The following is an 18,171-nucleotide window of genomic DNA, read 5'->3' on the forward strand; positions in this document are numbered from 1 at the left end:
CCGCACGACACAACAGCGCAGAGCCGGACAGGGAGGGAACTCGCATGAACACCCAATTTTCGCGCCGTCGCGCCTGGCTCATGGCCGGCGGGGCCACGGGCCTTGCCCTGGCTTTCGCCGTGGCCGGCTCGGCCCAAGCCCAGACCGCAAGCGCCGCTTCTGACGACACCAAGGTCGAGGAAGTCGTCGTCACCGGTATCCGTCGCGGCATTGAAGGCGCCATCTCGCTGAAGAAAAGCTCGACCGCGATCGTCGAGGCCGTCTCGGCCGAAGACATCGGCAAGCTGCCGGACGTGTCGATCGCCGAGTCGATCGCCCGCCTGCCCGGCCTGACCGCCCAGCGCCTCGACGGCCGCGGGCAAGTCATCTCGATCCGGGGCCTGGCGCCAGACTTCACCACCGCCCTCCTGAACGGCCGCGAGCAGGTCTCGACCGGCGACAACCGCGGCGTCGAGTTCGACCAGTATCCGTCTGAACTGCTGAGCGCCGTCGTCGTCTACAAGACTCCCGACGCCGCCCTGATCGGCCAGGGCCTGGCCGGCACCGCCGACATGCAGACCGTCCGCCCGCTGGCCTATGGCAAGCGCGCCCTGGCCGTCGGCGCCCGCTATGAGTGGAACGACATCGGCGCCCTGAACGCCGGCACGTCGTCGAAGGGCAACCGCTTCAGCATCTCCTATATCGACCAGTTCGCCGACGGTAAGGTCGGTCTGGCCCTGGGCTACGCCCATATGGAGTCGCCCTATCAGGCCGAGCGCTGGAACGCCTGGGGCTATCCGACCGCCGACTCGGCCGGCAACCTCGTGGTCGGCGGCGCCAAGCCGTACGTGATGTCCTCGAAGCTAAAGCGCGACGGCGTCATCGGTGTCCTTGAGTTCAAGCCGAACGAGCACTATTCGGGCGCCATCGACGTCTTCTATTCGAAGTTCGACAACCGCCAGATCCTGCGCGGCATCGAGCTGCCGCTGTACTGGTCGTCGGCCACGCTGCAGCCCGGCTATTCCTCGACGGACAAGCTGGTGACCAAGGGCACGTTCTCGGGCGTAAAGGGCGTGGTCCGCAACGACGGCAACACGCGCGACAACACCGTCAAGGCCTTCGGCTGGAACAACAAGTTCTTCATCGACGACAACACCACCGTGACCGCCGACCTGTCGTGGTCGAAGGTCAAGCGCACCGACCAGATCCTGGAAAGCTATTCGGGCACGGGCCGCAGCGGCGTCGGCGCCACCGACACCCTGGGCTTCACCATGGACAGCGACGGCGTCGCCCAGTTCAACTCGACCTTGAACTATGCGGACGCCAGCCTGATCAAGCTGACCAGCCCGCAGGGCTGGGGCACGGACGCGGCCACCCTGCCCGGCGGTCAGGACGGCTATCTGAACAAGCCGACCATCGAGGATGAGCTGAAGGCCATCCGCCTGTCGGCCAAGCGCATGCTGAACGGCCCGATCAAGGCCCTCGACTTCGGCGTGAACTACAGCGAGCGCAGCAAGCAGCTGATCAACGACGAGTGGTTCCTGCGCGTGAAGGGCAATCCGGCCAGCGTCGCCATTCCGAGCAACGCCCTGGTGGGCACGACCTCGCTGGCGTTCATGGGCATCAAGGGCATGGTCAGCTACGACCCGTTCGCCCTGATCGGCTCGGGCGTCTATGACCTGGTCCGCAACCCCAACGCCGACGTGCTGGTCAAGAGCTGGAACGTCGAGGAAAAGGTCACGCTGGGCTATCTGAAGGCCGACATCGACACCGATCTCGGCGGCGTCAACATGACCGGGAATGTCGGCGTCCAGGTCGTCCACACCGACCAGAGCTCGGTCGCCCTCGGCGCCACGGGCTCGGGGACGGGCGTGAAGAGCGCCCAGCTGAGCGGCGGCAAGACCTACACCGACGTCCTGCCCAGCGCGAACCTGCAGTTCCACCTGGGCAACGAACAGGTGATCCGCGTCAGCGCCGCCCGCACCATGGCCCGTCCGCGGATGGACCAGATGCGCGCGTCCAAGACCTACAGCTATGATCCGGCCAAGGCCGGTTCGACCAATGTGAACTTCTCGCCCTGGGGCGGCAGCGGCGGCAATCCGGAGCTGGAGCCCTGGCGCGCCAACGCCTTCGACGTGTCGTACGAAAAGTACTTCGGTCGTCAGGCCTATGTCTCGCTGGCCGGCTTCTACAAGGATCTGAAGACCTACGTTTACGACCAGAACCTCGTCTTCGACTTCAAGGGCTTCCCGGTCACCAGCGGTCCGGAACCGGCGCTGCGCCAAGGCATCGTCTCGACGCCGCAGAACGGCAAGGGCGGCTCGATCAAGGGCGTCGAGTTCACGCTCTCGATGCCGGGCGCCCTGCTCACGCCGGCCCTGGACGGCTTCGGCGCGGTCTTCTCGGCCTCGCACACCGACAGCAAGATCCGCCCGAACCCCAGCGATCCCTCGACCCCGATCCCGGGCCTGTCGAAGAACGTCGCCAACCTGACCGTCTACTACGAAAAGGACGGCTTCTCGGCGCGGATCAGCAACCGCTACCGTTCGAAGTTCCTCGGCGAAGTCTCCGGCTTCGGCAACGGCCGCAACTATCGCATGGTCAAGGGCGAGAGCGTCGTCGACGCCCAGGTCGGCTACACCTTCAACGACGGCCCGATGGAAGGCCTGTCGCTGCTGGCCCAGGTCAACAACCTGACCGACGAGCCGTTCACCACCTATCAGAACGGCGACACCCGCCAGGTGATCGACTACCAGCGCTACGGCCGCACCTTCCTGCTGGGCGCCAGCTACAAGTTCTAATCCTGCAAGCCTTCCCCAAAGGCCTTAGCGCCCCTGTCGGCCCTGCCCGACAGGGGCTCTTTTTGCCCGACGTTCAGGGACGCTCCAGGCGCTCGCGAGCCCGCCGGCGCACGGCGCGGAAGACGATCGGCAGCAGCTCCCAGCTGAACGCGCCGACGACGAAGCCGAACAGATAGGCCTCGTGTAGCGGCGCCCAGGGAATGACCGGCAGGCCCACCCGCACCAGAAACCCGGCCAGGATCATCGCCGACGCCGCCGCGCAGGCCAGCCGCACCAGAAGGCCACGCTCGACCACGCCCAGCGCGCCGATCTGCACGCAGCCATAGACGGCGACACCGCCCAGAGCGCCCACGATCGCGCGCAGGCGATCGGGATCGATGTCCATCGAGGCCTCCTCTAGCCCGGGATCTTGGGGTGACGGCTCAAGGGTGTCCCGCTCCGCGCGTCGCGGCCGCGACAGCGCTCCGGAACAACCCCGCCGTTAAGAAATGTGCCCGGTCAGCGGGGGAGAGTCGACGGGGTGTGAGGGAGGGGGCGTCCGGTTCTGACGTCGGGTCGGGGGTGTTTGGACTGGGGCGAGCGGGCGCTGATGGCTAGGTGTGAGCGCCGGGTTACTGTAGCAGCGCAGCTAGAAGCCGAGAATTAGACGCACTGTCACCGCAATTCCACCGTAATTCAGGAGGGCGTCAATCTGGTGTGGAGGGCGCGCGAAAAGGCCCGCCGGTAAGGGCGGACCCTTCTAATGTGGAAGCTGCGAAGCTAGAGTCCATGCCCCGCCATTTAAGCGGAGCCTTGGGTTACGCACGCCGGCAAGCTCGCTCCATTTCGCGCTCTCCAGCACTCGCAACCTCACCGACCAGATTGCGATATCGTTGCACCGCCTCGGGCGCAGGCTGAGATATCGGCCGGGGAGCTGGAGTTTCGGTTTGTCGCTCTTGTACCGCCCGGGCGATAAACTCGCGAATGCTCGCCTTGGTCACAACGTTCTCCGATTTATCGGTGAAGGGCAGCTTGTCGATGCATAAAGCGCGGATTGAGGCTCGGATCAAACCAATGCTTACGCCTTATCCAAACTAAGCCTTCATTCTTCGTTAAGACGGCCACATCCGTCGGACCGCCGACAGACTCAGACGGCTTCGTCACCTTTTCCTTCAACGACTGTAGGTTAATTAAAGTTTCGGCTAAGTCTGCCATCTCGTCCAGTGGTAGTGCGCTCAGCACTCTGCGCATTGGGTACGCGTGGGTCGTTCTCGCTTGCTCGAACCAACCATCAAGAATTGTCTTTTTCGTGGCCTCGACTAGGGCAACATTGTTTTGGGGCGGCAGCCCAGCGCTCGCCACTATGGTGTTGGCCAAATTGGCCAACTCCAAGCTGAGCAGTTCGCTCATGGTTGAGTAGCTATCTAGGCTGAAGCCAAGCTGGAAGGTATCGCTCATCGAAGTTTGAGCGAAGGCATTTATCTGCGCGCCGTTGTCGTGGGTGACCGCTGCGGCACTTTCGCGCTCCCGGAGCAGGTGATCTGCAAATAGGCCTTGAACTTGGTACTGCACCATCGAAGGGAAAATTTCGTGATCGCCATAACCAGCAATCACCAAACCCGTGGTGCTGAAGTGCCGCGCTGGCTCCTTGAACATTAGGTCCAGCGCAACCTGAACAAATGCATCTATTTCCGCGATACCTTCCCAGTCGAGGATCTTGAGCGCACCTTCAATTTCTGACCTTAGATCGGCCGAATAGATCGCGGTCGCTCGATCAATGACCTCCTGCGTAAGCAGCGCAACAAAAGGCAACGACGCCAGACGAGTTCTTTCGGCAAGAATCGCAGCGTCAAGTCCGTCCAAGATCTGCTGCTTCGCAGAGCCTGCCGCGTGCTGTACTTCGAACAGTATTCCGAGTGCGGCACTTTTCGCCGCAGCCAGAAAGACATCGCGCTGGATTACGTCAGGAAAAAGCCGCTTATCGCGTTCGATGTAACCGAAAAACTCTGTCGCGTATTCCTCAACCGTGTTGAAGCTTTTGCTTCCCAAAGCAGATCGGAATTCCTTTACCGCTAGCTCCCAGGGGACGCGAAGTACATCCGCTGTATCGAAAAACATCAGCGCTACAGGGTTATTATTCGACAATTGAAAGATCTTGTTCGCGCCTTTGAAATAGCGCTCTTCCCGCTTTCCATCGATCCATCCTGACGCCGTGATGGCGCTGTCAGCAGCCAGCACAAGCCCGTGGCGATTCATCACGCAAACTTCAGAGGTCAAGATTCGGCTCCCTGCACGCGTCAGCATGGTGCAGCCTCATCGCTTCATCTTGCAAGAGAGTGATCAATGGACTTGATAGGCTGTACCACGTCGCGCCCTTTAATCTGACCTCCAGGCTGCGGTAGAATTGGAATTTCGGTGACAGTGCACTCTATTGGCGCTGCGCTCGGTGCGCACGTTCGGTGTGAAACCTGGAGCCGTAGCGCCCTCCCACACCACACATAGAAAGGTTTTGGTAGGCCTGGAGGGACTCGAACCCCCAACCAGACCGTTATGAGCGGTCGGCTCTAACCATTGAGCTACAGGCCCGCGCGGAGTCGCGCCGAAGCGCACGCGAGCCGGCGGATTAGCATGAGCCGAACGCGGCTTAAAGCTCCGGTTCAGGTTGAGGCTGTCACGAAGGAACCCTAGCCGTGCGGCGACGCTATCTGCGCCGGACTGCCTTGGAGAAAGATAGATGACTCACACTGCTCGCCGCCTGCCCGCCATCGCCCTGCCCGCCCTGCTGGGTGGCGCGTTGCTGCTGGGCGCCGCCGCGCCGGCGCTGGCCCAAAGTAACGACGCGGCCTTCAAGGCCACGACCTTCACCCTGTCGGCCTATGGCGAGACTCAGGTGGCGCCGGACATGGCCACGATCACGCTGGGCGTCCAGACCGACGCGGCCACGGCGGCCGAGGCGCTGAAGGCCAACGGCGCGCGGATGAACCAGGTGATGGCCGCCCTGAAGAAGGCCGGGATCGCCGCGCGTGACATCCAGACCTCGAACCTGAGCCTGAACGCCCAGTACGCCTATGAGCAGAACCAGCCGCCCAAGCTGACCGGCTACCAGGCGTCGAACCAGGTGACGATCACGGTGCGCGACCTCGCCAAGCTGGGCGCGGCGGTGGACGCCACGGTCAGCGCCGGCGCCAATACGGTCAACGGGATCAGCTTTGGCCTCGCCAATCCCCAGGCCGCCGAGGACGCCGCACGGCTCGCCGCCGTGAAGGCCTTGCAGGCTAAGGCCGAGTTGTATGGCCGCGCCACCGGCTACAAGGCCGTGCGGCTGGTCAATCTGAGCGAAGGCGGCGGCTATACGCCCGCCCCGCCCCCGATGCCGGTGTTCGCCATGGCCAAGCGCGAGATGGCCGACGCCACCAGCATTTCGGCCGGCGAGCTGAAGGTCCGCGTCGACGTCAGCGCGGTCTACGAAGTCAGCCAGTAAGCCCGGCGACGGGACAGAAAAAGGCCGCCGTCGGGATGTCCCGGCGGCGGCCTGCTTGTGTGGGCTAGAACCCGGCCTTCTCGAAGGCCTGCTCGACGCGGTCCTTGATCTCCAGCCCCGGCAAGGCGCGCTCGCCTTCCATCACCGCCACATAGGTCAGGTTGCGCGCCGGCTTGCCCGCACTGGTCGGCACCGGGCCGATCGCCCAGCCCACCATATTGCCCGGGGCCGAGCCGCTGTCGCAGCTGAAGAAGCGCGCGGGCTTGCCGAGGTTGGCCTGCAGCAGCTTTTCCGCCGTGGTCACGACGCCATCACAGGTCGGCAGGTTGCGCGAGCAGGTGACATAGCCGCCGCCCCGCCAGACCAGTTTGCCGCTGGCGGCGTCGGCGATCACCACGCAGGTCGAGCCCGAACCGATCTGACGACCGATGGACTCGGCCAGAACCGTGTCATCGATCCCGTCGGGCAGCTTGGGCGAACAGGCGGTCAGGCTCGCCACGGCGAGAACGACCAGCGCCCCGCTTTTCATCCAGGGGCGCGTCATCGATCAGGCCGCCTTCTTGATCAGGTTGCCCTCGTCCAGCAGGACGACGGTCGGTGCGTAGTTGCGCGCCTCCTCGGCGGGCATCTGGCAGTAGGTGACCACGATCACCAGGTCGTTCTTCTGCACCAGACGGGCGGCCGCGCCATTGACGCCGATCACCTTGGACCCGCGCGGCGCCTCGATCGCGTAGGTGGTGAAGCGCGCGCCGTTGGTGATGTTGAGCACATCGACCTGCTCATTGGGCAGGATGCCCGAGGCGTCCAGCAGGTCGCGGTCGATGGCGATCGAGCCTTCGTAATCGAGGTCGGCCTGGGTCACCGTGGCGCGGTGCAGCTTGGCCTTCAGCATGGTGAGCAGCATGGCGGGGAAGTTTATCCCTTTGAATGAACTGAAATCTTCTGGGCCGCCACACACAAGGCCCTGGAACAGGTCCCGCCATATAGACACGAACCTGCGCTGGTTCAATCGCACGGCGGAAGCAAGACCCCGGCCCAAGGCCTTGGCGAGGCCGGTCAGGTCGCGGCGGCCTTGAGGAAGCTCGTCATGTCTGAAAGGAGCGGCGCCTTGCCTCGGAACGGTCGCGATAGCGCCAGCACCGCGCCCGCGTGGTCGATGCCGGCATAGTGCCTCTCCTCGACGTTTGCGCCCTTCCCCCGCAAGGCGGCGGCCAGCTTTCGGGTGTTGCGCGGATAGACGGTGGTGTCCTTGTCCCCGGTCGCTAGGAATGCGGCCGGCGCATCGGCGCGGGCGAAGTTGACCGGCTGCGTCGCCGCAAGATCTGGCGCTTGCCCGAAGGTTCGCTCGGTCACAGGTCCCTTGAGCGGCAGGAAATCATAGGGTCCCGACAGGCCGGCGAAGGCACGAACAGCTTTGCGCTGCACGCCGACGGCGTCGAGATAGCGCGGGTCCAGCGCCAGCATGGCCGCATTATAGGCGCCCGCCGAATGGCCGATCAGCACGATCCGCGCCGGATCGCCGCCGAGAGCGGCGGCGTTGTCGGCGGCCCAGCGCACCGCCTTGGCGCAGTCATCGAGAAAGTCCGGGAACCGCACCTCGGGGAACAGCCGGTAGTCCGGCGCCAGGGTGAGAAAGCCCTGAGCGGCGATGGCGCGGGCGGCCCAGCCATAGTCGCCCTTTCGGCCGCTGTCCCACGACCCGCCATAGAAGAACACCGCGACGGGCGCGGGACCGTGGGCGATCGGCGGGGCGTAGATGTCGACGCCGCCGCGCGGACCGTCCATGTAGCGTGCGCCCCGGGCCTCGCGGCGCGCGGCGTCCTTGGGGGTGAACCTGGCGAACACCGAGAGCGGCGAGCACGCCGCCGTCACCGAGGCCGCCAAGGCGACAAGGCCCGCACGCCGGCTCATGCTGCTCTCCGCCATATCGCGATCTCCATCACCGCTCGCGATAACGCTACGCGCCCGGCGCGGGTTCGGATGCGGCCGAACGCCCCCATCGCTTGCCTCGGCCGCTAAAGCTTGAAGCCGCCGCTCTCGATCTTGGCGCACAACGCCTTGGTGATCTTCACATAGCCCTTGCCCGGATCGCGGAAGTACAGCGGATCCTTGGTCTTGGAAGGGTCGAAACCGTCGTTGACCAGGTCGATCTTGCGGTACTTGAAGGTGCCCGTGGTCTCGATCGCCTTCTGGAGCCGCAGGAACAGCGGGCGGGCGTAGCTGGGCAGGCTCTCGTCGACGTATTTGGCGAACGCCTCCAGATCGAGATCGCCCTCCATCACCAGCGAGGCCATGCCCGCCTTGCCGTCGAGATCACCCACCTTGACGCCGTAGACATTCACTTCTTGCACGCCCTCGAAGCCGGCGAGGCGCTCGGACACCTCGGAGGTCGCGACGTTCTCGCCCTTCCAGCGGAAGGTGTCGCCGATGCGGTCGATGAAGTAGATGTAGCCGTCGTGATCGACCTTCATCAGGTCGCCGGTGCGGAACCACGCGTCGCCCTTATCGAAGACGTCGTGCAGCACCTTCTTCTCGGTCGCGGCCTTGTCGGCATAGCCGGTGAAGTTCGAGCGCGCGTCGCTGCCGATATGGCCGATGCACTCGCCGACCTCTTCTGGTCCCGCCTCGATACAACAGCCATTGGGGCCGCGAACGGGCATCTCGTGCTCGACGTCGAACTTGACGATCCTGAAATTGAACTTCTTGCGCAGGTAGCCCGGGATCCGGCCGATCGCGCCGCGCTTTCCGTCGAAGTTGAAGAACGAGACGTTCCCTTCAGTGGCTCCATAGAACTCCAGCACGTCGCCGACCTTGAAGCGGTCCAGCATATCGTCCCAGACGTCCGCGCGCAGACCGTTGCCGAAGATCATGCGGATCTTGTGAGCGCGCTCCAGCTCGTGCTCGGGCTGGTTGGCGAGGTAACGGCAAAGCTCGCCGATGTAGACGAACATGGTGCACTGCTCGGCCACGACCTCGGGCCAGAAGTGGGTGGCCGAGAACTTCTTGCGCAGCACCACCGAACCGCCGTTCAGCAGAGCCGCGCCCAGGGCGCAGAGCCCGCCCGTAGCGTGGTAGAGCGGCAGGGTGATGTAGATGCGATCGGTGTCCTTGGCCCCGGTCGAGCCGGCGAAACCGCGCATATAAAGCTGAGCGCGCATGTGCGTGATGCGCGCGGCCTTGGGCAGACCGGTGGTGCCGCTAGTGTAGATATAGAGCGCCGTATCGGAGGCGGTGAGGCCCTCGCGAGCGGTCTCGCGATCGGGGCGCAGGTGGCTGCAGCTCTTCAGGGCCTTCAGGAGGTCGCGCTGGTCACCGTGCACGGGCCCCAGCACCCACTGCTGCATGTGCCGCTCAAGCTGCGCCTTCACGTCCTCGAAGCACGGCGAGGTTTCTGGATCGACGATGCAGTGCATGGCCTGCGAGATGTTCAGGCAGTGGGCCAGCGCCGCGCCGGTCAGCTGGTTGTTGATCAGGGCCGTGGCGACCCCCACCTTGCTCAGGCCATACCAGATCGCCAGGTATTCCAAGCGATTAGGCATGAACAGCGCGACCGTCTGGCCGCGCGTAAGGCCCAGCCCCTTGGCCCAGTGCGCGTAGCGGTTCGCCATGGCGTCCAGCTCGCCGTAGCTGATCGTCTTGCCTTCGAAGGTGATGGCTGGACGCGCGCCCCATTTGTCGACGGCGGCTTCCAGATCATCACAGACCAGATTGGCGCTATCGGGAGCGATCGTCTTCACACGCTTCAGCGTCCGGGACAGCCCCTTCAGAAACCGGATTTCCCGTTTAATTTTCTGGCCCAAACGCATTCGTCTCTCCCTTGAAGCAACCATTGGAGAGCCCCGCGCGGCGGGTCAAGACGCCGCGTGCTGCAATGCAAACCTATCGACGTTCTATGACTTAACCAGGAACGCGGAATCGAACCTCGTTGCGCTTGAAGTCCATAGAGACCCGGTCGAAGCGCTGCAGGATATCAACACCGATCACGATCGCGGGTTGCTCACGAAAGCCCCAATAATCGAAGGTGTGGATTGGCCCGAACACCAGCGGAATATTACGTAGCGTCATCCCGCCTAACGTCAAACGGGATAGGGTCGCCGCTCTTCCAGCAAGGACCTGACCCGTGACGCTACGGAGCTCCGTGCCGTTCAGTTCGCCGATTAGAGCGTTGTTCTGCCTGGCGGCCTCAAGCATCGCCAAGTTGCCGACGGTGGTAGTGGAACCGCTATCAACAAAGGCGACAAGACGCTGAAGTGGCATAAAAGCATCGATCAGAGTCAAGCCGCTTCGTAGCAGCTTGGATTTCACAATGACGGTCCGGGCATCGGGCACGGGTAAGGCTTCCCCGACCGTCATCCGCCTTTGCTTGAAGTCGAGGAGCAAGCTGGCGCGCGCGAGCCATTCCAAGCCAAGGACCCCGTCCATGCGAAGTTGTTCACGGGGCAACACCGAAACAACTAAGTCATTTCGAACACGCTTTCCGACAGCCAAACGGGCCACACGCGCGGTGGCGACCGTTTGCGTTCCGGCGATACTATGAAGACGGCTCTCGGCCCCGCGCGGCAAACCCAGTTGGGCGGCCAGCTCGGCGGCGATAACCGAACTGTTGGCGCCTGTATCGACCAGAAAGTCGAATGGGCCATGAGTGTTCACATACGCCTGAACCGTCAGACGCCGCGCAGTGTCCAGATACCTCAAGGGGTTTGATGCAGGCGTGTCGCCTTGGTTGCTGGCTGCGGCGCCAGACGCCAACGCGCCGCTCGAGACCAGTCGAAGCAACGCGCGGCGTGAAAAGCCGAATTCCGACATCGGCGTCCTCCCCTTCCAAGGACGCTATACGGGCCTAGGAAGGGGCGCTAGAGAGCGTCGCGCGCGGACGAGTAGCTAGCCCGCCGCCAGACGGCGCTGGTCGTCGCGAGCGGCCTTCAGCTTTTCAGCCACGAGGAAGGCCAGTTCCAACGCCTGCTCACCGTTCAAGCGCGGGTCGCAGTGGGTGTGATAGCGATCGCCGAGGTCGGTTTCCGAAACAGCGCGCGCGCCGCCGAGGCATTCCGTGACGTTCTGGCCGGTCATTTCCAGGTGTACGCCGCCCGGATGCACGCCTTCGGCCTGGGCGATCTCCACGAAGCTCTTCACCTCGGACAGGATCCGGTCGAACGGACGCGTCTTGTAGCCGGTCGAGGCCTTCAGCGTGTTGCCGTGCATTGGGTCGGTGGCCCAAACCACCGCGCGGCCGGCCGACTTGGTCGCCTTCATCAGACGCGGCAGGCGGTCGGCGATCTTGTCAGAGCCGAAGCGGCCGTACAGCGTCAGGCGGCCTGGCTCGTTGTGCGGGTTCAGGACGTCGATCAGACGCAGGAGGTCATCGCCTTCCATGGTCGGGCCGCACTTCAGACCGATCGGGTTCTTTACGCCGCGCATGAACTCGACGTGAGCGCCGTCCAACTGGCGGGTGCGCTCGCCGATCCACAGCAGGTGGGCGCTGGTGTCGTACCAATCACCCGAGGTGCTATCGACGCGGGTCATGGCTTCCTCAAAGCCCAGCAGCAGGGCCTCGTGGCTGGTGAAGAACTCGACGCGGCGCAGGTCCGGCTGAGTGTCGGGCGTCACGCCGACCGCCGACATAAAGGTCAGGGCTTCGCTGATCTTCTCCGAGAGCTCGCGGTAGCGCGCGCCCTGCGGGCTGTCACCGACGAAGCCCAGGGTCCAGCGGTGAATGTTGTAAAGGTCGGCGTAACCCCCGCTGGCGAAAGCGCGCAGCAGGTTCAGCGTCGCAGCCGACTGGCCGTAGGCCTTTAGAAGGCGATCCGGATCGGGGACCCGCTCGGCCTCGTTGAAGTCCATGCCGTTGATGATGTCGCCGCGGTAGGACGGCAGGGTGACGTCGCCCTGAACCTCGGTCGGCTCCGAACGCGGCTTGGCGAACTGGCCAGCGATGCGGCCGACCTTCACCACCGGCTTGCCGCCCGCGAAGGTCAGCACCACCGCCATCTGCAAGATCAGGCGGAAGGTGTCGCGGATATTGTCCGCGTGGAATTCCTTGAAGCTCTCGGCGCAGTCCCCGCCCTGCAGCAGGAACGCCCGGCCCTCGGCCACCTCGCCGAGCTGGCTCTTCAGTCGGCGCGCTTCGCCGGCGAACACCAGCGGCGGCATCTGGCGAAGCGTCTGCTCGACCCGCTCCACGGCGCCGGCGTCCGGATAGTCGGCGGGGATGTGCTTGGCGGGCTTGGCTCTCCAGGCGGCGGGGGTCCAGCGGGCGGTCATGTCGAGGCTCGATAACTACAAAGGGCGCGGTAGATACCGCAGAACAACGGAAAAGGCAAAATCATGCGAACAGCGCCCACCATCTGCCCCACAAAGAACATTCGTTTCCAGACTACACACGCAACGCGCTCGATTTTTGCGCCACAGCGCATGCAATGGCGGTTAGCGCACCGAGGGCCATCCACCATTCCTGCCAGACGCCGAAGCTCAGCCCGCCGATGACAAGATAGGAGACGGTCGCCGCCGCCGCCATGGCGCCGTCCCGCCGACTTTCGCCTGTCCAAGCGACGATGCGGTAGATGATCCAGGCGAAAAACGCGGCGGCGAGCGCAGCGCCCATCGATCCAAGCTCCAGCCAGAGCTGCAGCGCCGCGTTGTGCGTGTGCAAGGGAATGGCGGGGCCGAAGGTGCGGCTGGCGTCGATACCCCAGCCCCGCAAGGCGTGATCAACGATCTTGTCGGCGGTGAACGCCCAGATGTTCAGGCGATGATCCCACGACGGGGGCGCGATCTGGTGCAGCCAGGCAAAGAGTCCCGAACGCACGCCCCATAGCACCACCAGCGGCGCGAAGATGAACAGGGCCGACACCACCGGGATCAACGCGCGCACGAAGGGCTTGCCGGTCAGCCGCGTTCCAAGCCAGGCGACGCCGCCCAGAAGCAGAGCCGCGACCGGCGCATCAGCGCCCGTAAGGTGTGCGCCAGCGACGATGCAAGCCGCCATCAGCGCGATCACGAGATTGCGCCCGCGAAACGACCAGGCGTCCAGAATTCGCACGCATGGCCAGAAGAGCAGGATCGCCGGGTAGGTCGCCTGCGAGACCTTCACGACGGCGAGGTCGGGACGGATCGGTTCCTCGGTAAGGTTGTGCAACCCCTGATAAATAGCGGCCTTCAGCACGCCATCGACGCAGGTTATGACCGCCAAAAGCGCCACACCGGCCAGCATCACACGCCCTGCCAAGCGCGCCGAGCGTGCGGACATCTGCGACAAGGCGGCGACGGCGGAGCCATACAGCGCCAGCTGAAACACCAGCTTCAGCGCGGTGAACTTCTCAAGGTCCTTGCCGCGCCGAAGGTCCGCCAGATGAGGCGCGGCCGGGCTCCAGTTGAGACTCAGCAGGGCCCACCCGACAAGGACGATCAACGCCAATACAGGCAGCAGCGGCGGCCTCGACCTTACCAGCGTGGGCGCCGCCAGGAGGCCGACCAAACTCAGCAAGGCCGCGTACCAGAGCGGGATCAGGTAACCGACGAGCGGCGTCATCACCATCGCGAAGACGGCAAGCGCGCCCAACCATCGGGTCCGCCGCTCAGGAACGCTCGCCAGGATCATCCAATCCCGCCGACTTCGGCCGGAATGTACTTCTCGCGCATCGTCACCAATTCCTCGGCCAGGGTCGGGTGGACCGCGCAGGTGGAGTCCCACTGCGGCTTGGTCACGCCCATCTTCACTGCGATCGCAGCCATCTGGATGATCTCGGGCGAGTCGGGGCCGACCACATGGACGCCGACAATCCGCTCATCGTCCTGCTTGACCACCAGCTTGATCAGGCATCGCTCCTGCCCGCCGTAGAAGGTGACCTTCATCGGGCGGAAGACGGAACGATAGATGTCGACCTTGCCGAACGCCTGCCGCGCCTCGGCCTCGCTCATGCCTACCGCGCCGACCGGCGGCTGCGAGAAGACAGCCGAGGCGACCAGGTCATGATCGAAGGTGGTCGGATTGCCGTAGAACTCTGTCTGGGCGAAGGCCGCGCCCTCGCGGATCGCCACCGGCGTCAGATTGATCCGGTCGGTGACGTCGCCCACGGCCCAGATGCTGTCGACATTGGTCTTGGAGTACTTGTCGACCGCGATCGCGCCCTTGTCGTTCAGCTTTACGCCGGCCTTCTCCAGTCCAAGCCCCTGGACGTAGGGTTCGCGACCGGTGGCGAACATCACAGCCTCGGTCTCGAAAGTCAGGTCGTTGCTCAGCGTGCTGAGCAGTCGCCCATCTTCCAGCTTCTCGATGCTCTTGTGCGAGCAGCCCAGGACGACCTTGATCCCACGCTTCTCCAGTTCGTCGGCCAGGTGCATCCGCACGTCGTCGTCAAAACCGCGCAGGATGTTAGCGCCCCGGTAAAGCAGGGTGGTCTGAACGCCGAGACCGGCGAAGATGCCCGCGAACTCCACGGCGATATAGCCGCCGCCAACGACCAGTACGCTCTTGGGCAGCGTCGGCATGTGGAACGCCTCGTCCGAGGTGATCCCCAGCTCCGCTCCCGGGAAATCGGGGCGCACCGGACGTCCGCCAGTGGCGACCAGAATCTTTCGGGCGGTGTAGGTTCCCGCATCGTCGCTGCCGTCCTTAGGTAGGACCTCGACGGTATGGGCGTCGACGATCTGGGCGCGCCCGTGCAGCAGATGCGCACCGGCCTTCTGGAGATTGGTCACGTAGATGCCGGACAGACGGGCTATCTCGACGTCCTTTTCATGCAGGAAGGTCTTCCAGTCGAACCGGGCGTCGTCGATCGTCCAGCCATAGCCCTTGGCCGTCTTCAGCTGGCTGGTGACCTCGCTGGCGTAGACCATGAACTTCTTGGGCACGCAGCCGCGGATCACGCACGTGCCGCCCACACGGTACTCCTCCGCCACGGCCACCTTGGCGCCGCTCAGCGCCGCGAGCCGCGCGGCCCGCACGCCGCCGGAACCCGCGCCGATGACAAAGAGGTCGAAGTCGTAGTCAGCCATCAGCGGCCTCCGGAAGCAAAACGGGTCGGCTTATGTAGGACGTCAGGGCTGCAGGCGCACCACGCCCTCGTCCGTGCCCACCAAGGCCTCGTCGGCGAGGTCGAGGAACAGGCCGTGATCGACGACGCCAGTCACGCTCTTCAGCGCTGCAGCCAGCGCCGTCGGATCGTCGATCTTTCCCGACGCCATGTCGTAAATCAGGTTGCCGCCGTCGGTGACCACCATGCCGCGTTCGGCCGTGCGCAGGCGCGGCGGCGGCAGATCGAATTCAGCGGCGATATCGGCCAGGCGATGGCCCGTATGAACGTGGCCGAAGCGCACCACCTCGATCGGCAGCGGGAACTTGCCCAGGGCCGGCACGCGCTTGGCCGCATCGGCGATCACGACGCAGCGGCTGGAGGCTTCCCAGACCAGTTTTTCGCGCAGCAGCGCAGCACCGCCGCCCTTGATCAGCGACAGGCCAGGGCCGATTTCGTCGGCGCCGTCCACAGTCAGATCGACGGTCGTCACGTCGTCGAGCGCCGCCAGCGGGATGCCGAGCTCACGGGCCAGGGCGGCGGTGGCGTCCGAGGTCGGCACGCCGCGAATGTCTTTCAGGCCGCGAGCGGCCAGCGCCTTGACGAACCAGGCTGCCGTGGAGCCGGTGCCCAGACCGACCACCATGCCGTTCTCGACAAGCTCGGCGGCGGCTTCGCCCGAAATGCGCTTCTGGTCGTCGGCGCTCATGCCTTCTTGTCCTTCTTCTTGTCCTTCTGGGCCTGCTTGATCGCCCGGAACTTGGTGGCCCAACCGGCCTTGCTGGTCTGGTCGGCGCGCGACAGGGCCAAAGCCCCGTCCTCGACGTCCTTGGTGATCACCGATCCCGAGCCGGTCATGGCGCCGTCGCCGACGCGCACGGGCGCAACTAGGGCGCTGTTGGAGCCGATAAAGGCCCCCTTGCCCACATGGGTCTCGAACTTGTCGAAGCCGTCATAGTTGCAGAAGATCGTGCCGGCCCCGATATTGGCCTTCTCGCCGACCGAACCATCGCCCAGATAGCTGAGATGGTTGGCCTTGGCGCCCGCGCCGACCTTGACCTTCTTGACCTCGACGAAGTTGCCGATGTGGGCCTCGGCGCCGATCTCGGCGCCGGGCCGCAGACGGGCGTAGGGACCGATCAAGGCTCCCTCGCCCACCGAAGCGCCCTCAAGATGGCTGAAGGCCTTGATCACAGCGCCGCTGGCGACGCTGACGCCGGGACCGAACACCACGAACGGCTCGACCACCGCACCGCCGGCGATCTGCGTGTCCCAGGCCAGATGCACCGTTTCCGGAGCCGGCATCGTCACGCCCTCGATCATCAGCGCCTTGCGACGGTTCTGTTGCCAGACGGCCTCGGCGGCGGCGAGCTCCGTCTGGGCGTTGACCCCCTGAACCGAAGCTTCGGGCGCGAAGGCCGCGCGGGTCGATAGGTGGCGCTCATGCGCCAAGCCGACGACGTCGGTCAGGTAGTATTCACCCTTGGCGTTGTCGTTGCGGACGTTGGCGAGCAGGTCGAATAAGACCGCACGATCGGCCGCCAGAACGCCGGAGTTGCAGTGCTTGACCTGCTTGGTTGCGAGATCGGCTTCCTTCTCCTCGACGATCCGCAGCAACACATGACCCGGCGCCAGGATGAGTCGGCCATAGCCCGTCGGGTTCTGCGCCTCGAAGCCCAGAACCGCGACATGCGCGCCGTTGGAGATCAGATCGAACAGCGGCGCGATCACCGGCGCGGTCGTCAGCGGACAGTCGGCATAGGTGACGACGACGTCGCCCTCGAAGTCGGCCAAGGCCTCCTTGGCCGCCAGAACCGCATGGCCCGTTCCGAGCGGCGGATCCTGGACGACCGTGGCGTGGGGGCCAAGACGCTTGCGCACGCTCTCGCCGACCTGAGGGCTGTGGGCGCCGACCACGACGACAATGCGCTCGCATCCCAGCCCCTGGGCGGCGTCGATGGCGTGGTCCAGCAGGGTCCGCCCCGCCAACTTGTGCAGCACCTTTGGCGTCGGCGACTTCATCCGCGTGCCCTGCCCCGCAGCCAGGATGACGGCGGCGCGCGGGCGGGGGGACTTGGGGGCGGGGACGGTCATGGCTCTCGCGACTCCCTGGAGGCGAACCAAAGTTGCATTAGCCGGGCAATTGGCCGAAACGCCAGACCTATGAACACGCTTCATGACCTGAACGGGGCGACCATCGCCTTTGATCTCGACGGGACGCTGGTGGATACCGCGCCCGACCTTGTAGGCGCGCTGAACACGATCCTCGCCCAAGAGTCACTACCGCCATTGCCCTTTGACGATGTGCGCCTGATGGTGGGCCGGGGCGCACGCGCCTTGCTGGAGCGAGGCTTCGCGGCGGCCGGCGCGCCGCTCGACACCGAGCACGCGCCCGCGCTCGTCCAGCGCTTCATCGACGTCTATCTTGGCCGCATCGCCGACGAGAGCGCGCCCTTTCCCGGCGTGATCGAGGTCCTGACCGACCTTAAGGCCGCCGGCGCGAAGCTCGTGGTTTGCACCAACAAGCTCACCAACCTGTCAGTGGCGCTGCTCGACGCCGTGGCGCTGTCCCCCTACTTCGAGGCGGTGATCGGCGCGGATCTGGCGCCCGCCGCCAAACCGGACGGCCGCCACGTCGCCGCCGCCGTCGCGGCCGTGGGCGGAGACGTGACCCGCGCCGTGATGATCGGCGACAGCGTCAACGACGCGCTCGGCGCCCGCAACGCGGGGGTCCCAGGCGTGCTGGTGTCTTTCGGCTATACCGAGGATCCCGTCGAGACCCTGGGTGCTGATCTGGTCATCCACAGCTTTTTGGACGTGCCCAAGGCCTGCATGACGCTTTTGGCCTCTTGCCCCGCGCCGAACACCGGGCTATAGCCCCCGTCCTCTCGCGGATCGGTCCCTCCGGGGCCCTCCACAC

The 18,171-nt window shown here is 64.9% G+C and carries 14 protein-coding genes, 1 tRNA gene and 2 pseudogenes; 3 read left to right on the plus strand and 14 right to left on the minus strand.

All coding sequences use genetic code 11. From position 1 onward, the window contains the following. The first annotated feature begins 44 nt into the window (after window positions 1-44). Window positions 45-2,780, plus strand: a complete 2,736-nt coding sequence (locus CSW63_RS16380) for a TonB-dependent receptor (RefSeq protein WP_099503251.1) — start codon at window positions 45-47, stop codon at window positions 2,778-2,780. Between the two features lie 73 nt (window positions 2,781-2,853). On the opposite strand, the pseudogene CSW63_RS23850 reads toward CSW63_RS16380, so the two are convergent. The 4 genes and pseudogenes from CSW63_RS23850 to CSW63_RS16400 form a co-directional block, all read right to left on the minus strand. After that, a pseudogene (locus CSW63_RS23850) lies at window positions 2,854-2,961 on the minus strand (hypothetical protein); the annotation flags it as partial. Next, window positions 2,947-3,165, minus strand: a pseudogene (locus CSW63_RS16385) (hypothetical protein); the annotation flags it as partial. The pseudogenes CSW63_RS16385 and CSW63_RS23850, both read right to left, overlap by 15 nt. Before the next feature lie 608 nt (window positions 3,166-3,773). Next, window positions 3,774-5,036 carry a hypothetical protein gene (locus CSW63_RS16395; protein ID WP_127846990.1) on the minus strand — a complete coding sequence of 421 codons (1,263 nt, stop codon included), beginning with the start codon at window positions 5,034-5,036 and terminating at the stop codon, window positions 3,774-3,776. 233 nt (window positions 5,037-5,269) lie between these two features. After that, a tRNA-Ile gene (locus CSW63_RS16400) sits at window positions 5,270-5,345 on the minus strand. Between the two features lie 148 nt (window positions 5,346-5,493). Here CSW63_RS16400 and CSW63_RS16405 point away from each other — a divergent pair. Further along, window positions 5,494-6,240, plus strand: a complete 747-nt coding sequence (locus CSW63_RS16405) for an SIMPL domain-containing protein (RefSeq protein WP_062099147.1) — start codon at window positions 5,494-5,496, stop codon at window positions 6,238-6,240. Between the two features lie 64 nt (window positions 6,241-6,304). Here the strand turns inward: CSW63_RS16405 and CSW63_RS16410 are convergent, their stop codons facing one another. The 10 genes from CSW63_RS16410 to glmU form a co-directional block, all read right to left on the minus strand. Beyond that, complete coding sequence (locus CSW63_RS16410; protein WP_082749708.1) at window positions 6,305-6,784, minus strand: hypothetical protein; 480 nt, start codon at window positions 6,782-6,784, stop codon at window positions 6,305-6,307. Window positions 6,785-6,787: 3 nt separating this feature from the next. Then, window positions 6,788-7,144, minus strand: a complete 357-nt coding sequence (gene panD, locus CSW63_RS16415; RefSeq protein WP_010920154.1) for an aspartate 1-decarboxylase — start codon at window positions 7,142-7,144, stop codon at window positions 6,788-6,790. Between the two features lie 152 nt (window positions 7,145-7,296). Next, a complete protein-coding gene (locus CSW63_RS16420) occupies window positions 7,297-8,166 on the minus strand; it encodes an alpha/beta hydrolase (RefSeq protein ID WP_062099145.1) in 870 nt (289 codons plus the stop codon). A gap of 89 nt (window positions 8,167-8,255) precedes the next feature. Beyond that, the gene (locus CSW63_RS16425; RefSeq protein ID WP_062099143.1) at window positions 8,256-10,046 is read right to left on the minus strand and encodes a long-chain-acyl-CoA synthetase; all 1,791 of its coding nucleotides are present in this window, start codon (window positions 10,044-10,046) and stop codon (window positions 8,256-8,258) included. A 91-nt stretch (window positions 10,047-10,137) separates the two neighbouring features. Continuing rightward, window positions 10,138-11,046: an aspartyl protease family protein gene (locus tag CSW63_RS16430; RefSeq protein ID WP_062099141.1), complete on the minus strand. Its 909-nt coding sequence runs from the start codon at window positions 11,044-11,046 to the stop codon at window positions 10,138-10,140. Window positions 11,047-11,121: 75 nt separating this feature from the next. Continuing rightward, window positions 11,122-12,501, minus strand: a complete 1,380-nt coding sequence (locus CSW63_RS16435; RefSeq protein WP_062099139.1) for a class II 3-deoxy-7-phosphoheptulonate synthase — start codon at window positions 12,499-12,501, stop codon at window positions 11,122-11,124. Window positions 12,502-12,613: 112 nt separating this feature from the next. After that, window positions 12,614-13,837 (minus strand): O-antigen ligase, encoded by a 1,224-nt coding sequence (locus CSW63_RS16440; protein ID WP_062099137.1) that lies wholly within the window; start codon window positions 13,835-13,837, stop codon window positions 12,614-12,616. After that, window positions 13,834-15,234, minus strand: a complete 1,401-nt coding sequence (gene gor / locus CSW63_RS16445) for a glutathione-disulfide reductase (RefSeq protein WP_062099135.1) — start codon at window positions 15,232-15,234, stop codon at window positions 13,834-13,836. Before gor ends, CSW63_RS16440 begins: the two co-directional genes overlap by 4 nt. Before the next feature lie 42 nt (window positions 15,235-15,276). Beyond that, the gene (gene rpiA, locus CSW63_RS16450; protein ID WP_062099133.1) at window positions 15,277-15,960 is read right to left on the minus strand and encodes a ribose-5-phosphate isomerase RpiA; all 684 of its coding nucleotides are present in this window, start codon (window positions 15,958-15,960) and stop codon (window positions 15,277-15,279) included. Further along, window positions 15,957-17,345 carry a bifunctional UDP-N-acetylglucosamine diphosphorylase/glucosamine-1-phosphate N-acetyltransferase GlmU gene (gene glmU / locus CSW63_RS16455; RefSeq protein ID WP_099503247.1) on the minus strand — a complete coding sequence of 463 codons (1,389 nt, stop codon included), beginning with the start codon at window positions 17,343-17,345 and terminating at the stop codon, window positions 15,957-15,959. Before glmU ends, rpiA begins: the two co-directional genes overlap by 4 nt. A 69-nt stretch (window positions 17,346-17,414) precedes the next feature. Here glmU and CSW63_RS16460 point away from each other — a divergent pair, with 69 nt between their 5' ends. Then, entirely contained in the window at window positions 17,415-18,128 is a 714-nt protein-coding gene (locus tag CSW63_RS16460) for a phosphoglycolate phosphatase (RefSeq protein ID WP_062096211.1), read from the plus strand. Window positions 18,129-18,171: the final 43 nt, after the last annotated feature.

The organism is Caulobacter sp. FWC26 (assembly GCF_002742645.2).
Taxonomy (GTDB): domain Bacteria; phylum Pseudomonadota; class Alphaproteobacteria; order Caulobacterales; family Caulobacteraceae; genus Caulobacter.

Bases quoted from the DNA above. Each gene is read 5' to 3' on its own strand.
- CSW63_RS16380 (WP_099503251.1), top strand. From the start codon at position 45: ATGAACACCCAATTTTCGCGCCGTCGCGCCTGGCTCATGGCCGGCGGG.
- CSW63_RS16405 (WP_062099147.1), top strand. From the start codon at position 5,494: ATGACTCACACTGCTCGCCGCCTGCCCGCCATCGCCCTGCCCGCCCTG.
- CSW63_RS16410 (WP_082749708.1), bottom strand. From the start codon at position 6,784: ATGACGCGCCCCTGGATGAAAAGCGGGGCGCTGGTCGTTCTCGCCGTG.
- panD (WP_010920154.1), bottom strand. From the start codon at position 7,144: ATGCTGCTCACCATGCTGAAGGCCAAGCTGCACCGCGCCACGGTGACC.
- CSW63_RS16420 (WP_062099145.1), bottom strand. From the start codon at position 8,166: ATGGCGGAGAGCAGCATGAGCCGGCGTGCGGGCCTTGTCGCCTTGGCG.
- CSW63_RS16425 (WP_062099143.1), bottom strand. From the start codon at position 10,046: ATGCGTTTGGGCCAGAAAATTAAACGGGAAATCCGGTTTCTGAAGGGG.
- CSW63_RS16430 (WP_062099141.1), bottom strand. From the start codon at position 11,046: ATGTCGGAATTCGGCTTTTCACGCCGCGCGTTGCTTCGACTGGTCTCG.
- CSW63_RS16435 (WP_062099139.1), bottom strand. From the start codon at position 12,501: ATGACCGCCCGCTGGACCCCCGCCGCCTGGAGAGCCAAGCCCGCCAAG.
- CSW63_RS16440 (WP_062099137.1), bottom strand. From the start codon at position 13,837: ATGATCCTGGCGAGCGTTCCTGAGCGGCGGACCCGATGGTTGGGCGCG.
- gor (WP_062099135.1), bottom strand. From the start codon at position 15,234: ATGGCTGACTACGACTTCGACCTCTTTGTCATCGGCGCGGGTTCCGGC.
- rpiA (WP_062099133.1), bottom strand. From the start codon at position 15,960: ATGAGCGCCGACGACCAGAAGCGCATTTCGGGCGAAGCCGCCGCCGAG.
- glmU (WP_099503247.1), bottom strand. From the start codon at position 17,345: ATGACCGTCCCCGCCCCCAAGTCCCCCCGCCCGCGCGCCGCCGTCATC.
- CSW63_RS16460 (WP_062096211.1), top strand. From the start codon at position 17,415: ATGAACACGCTTCATGACCTGAACGGGGCGACCATCGCCTTTGATCTC.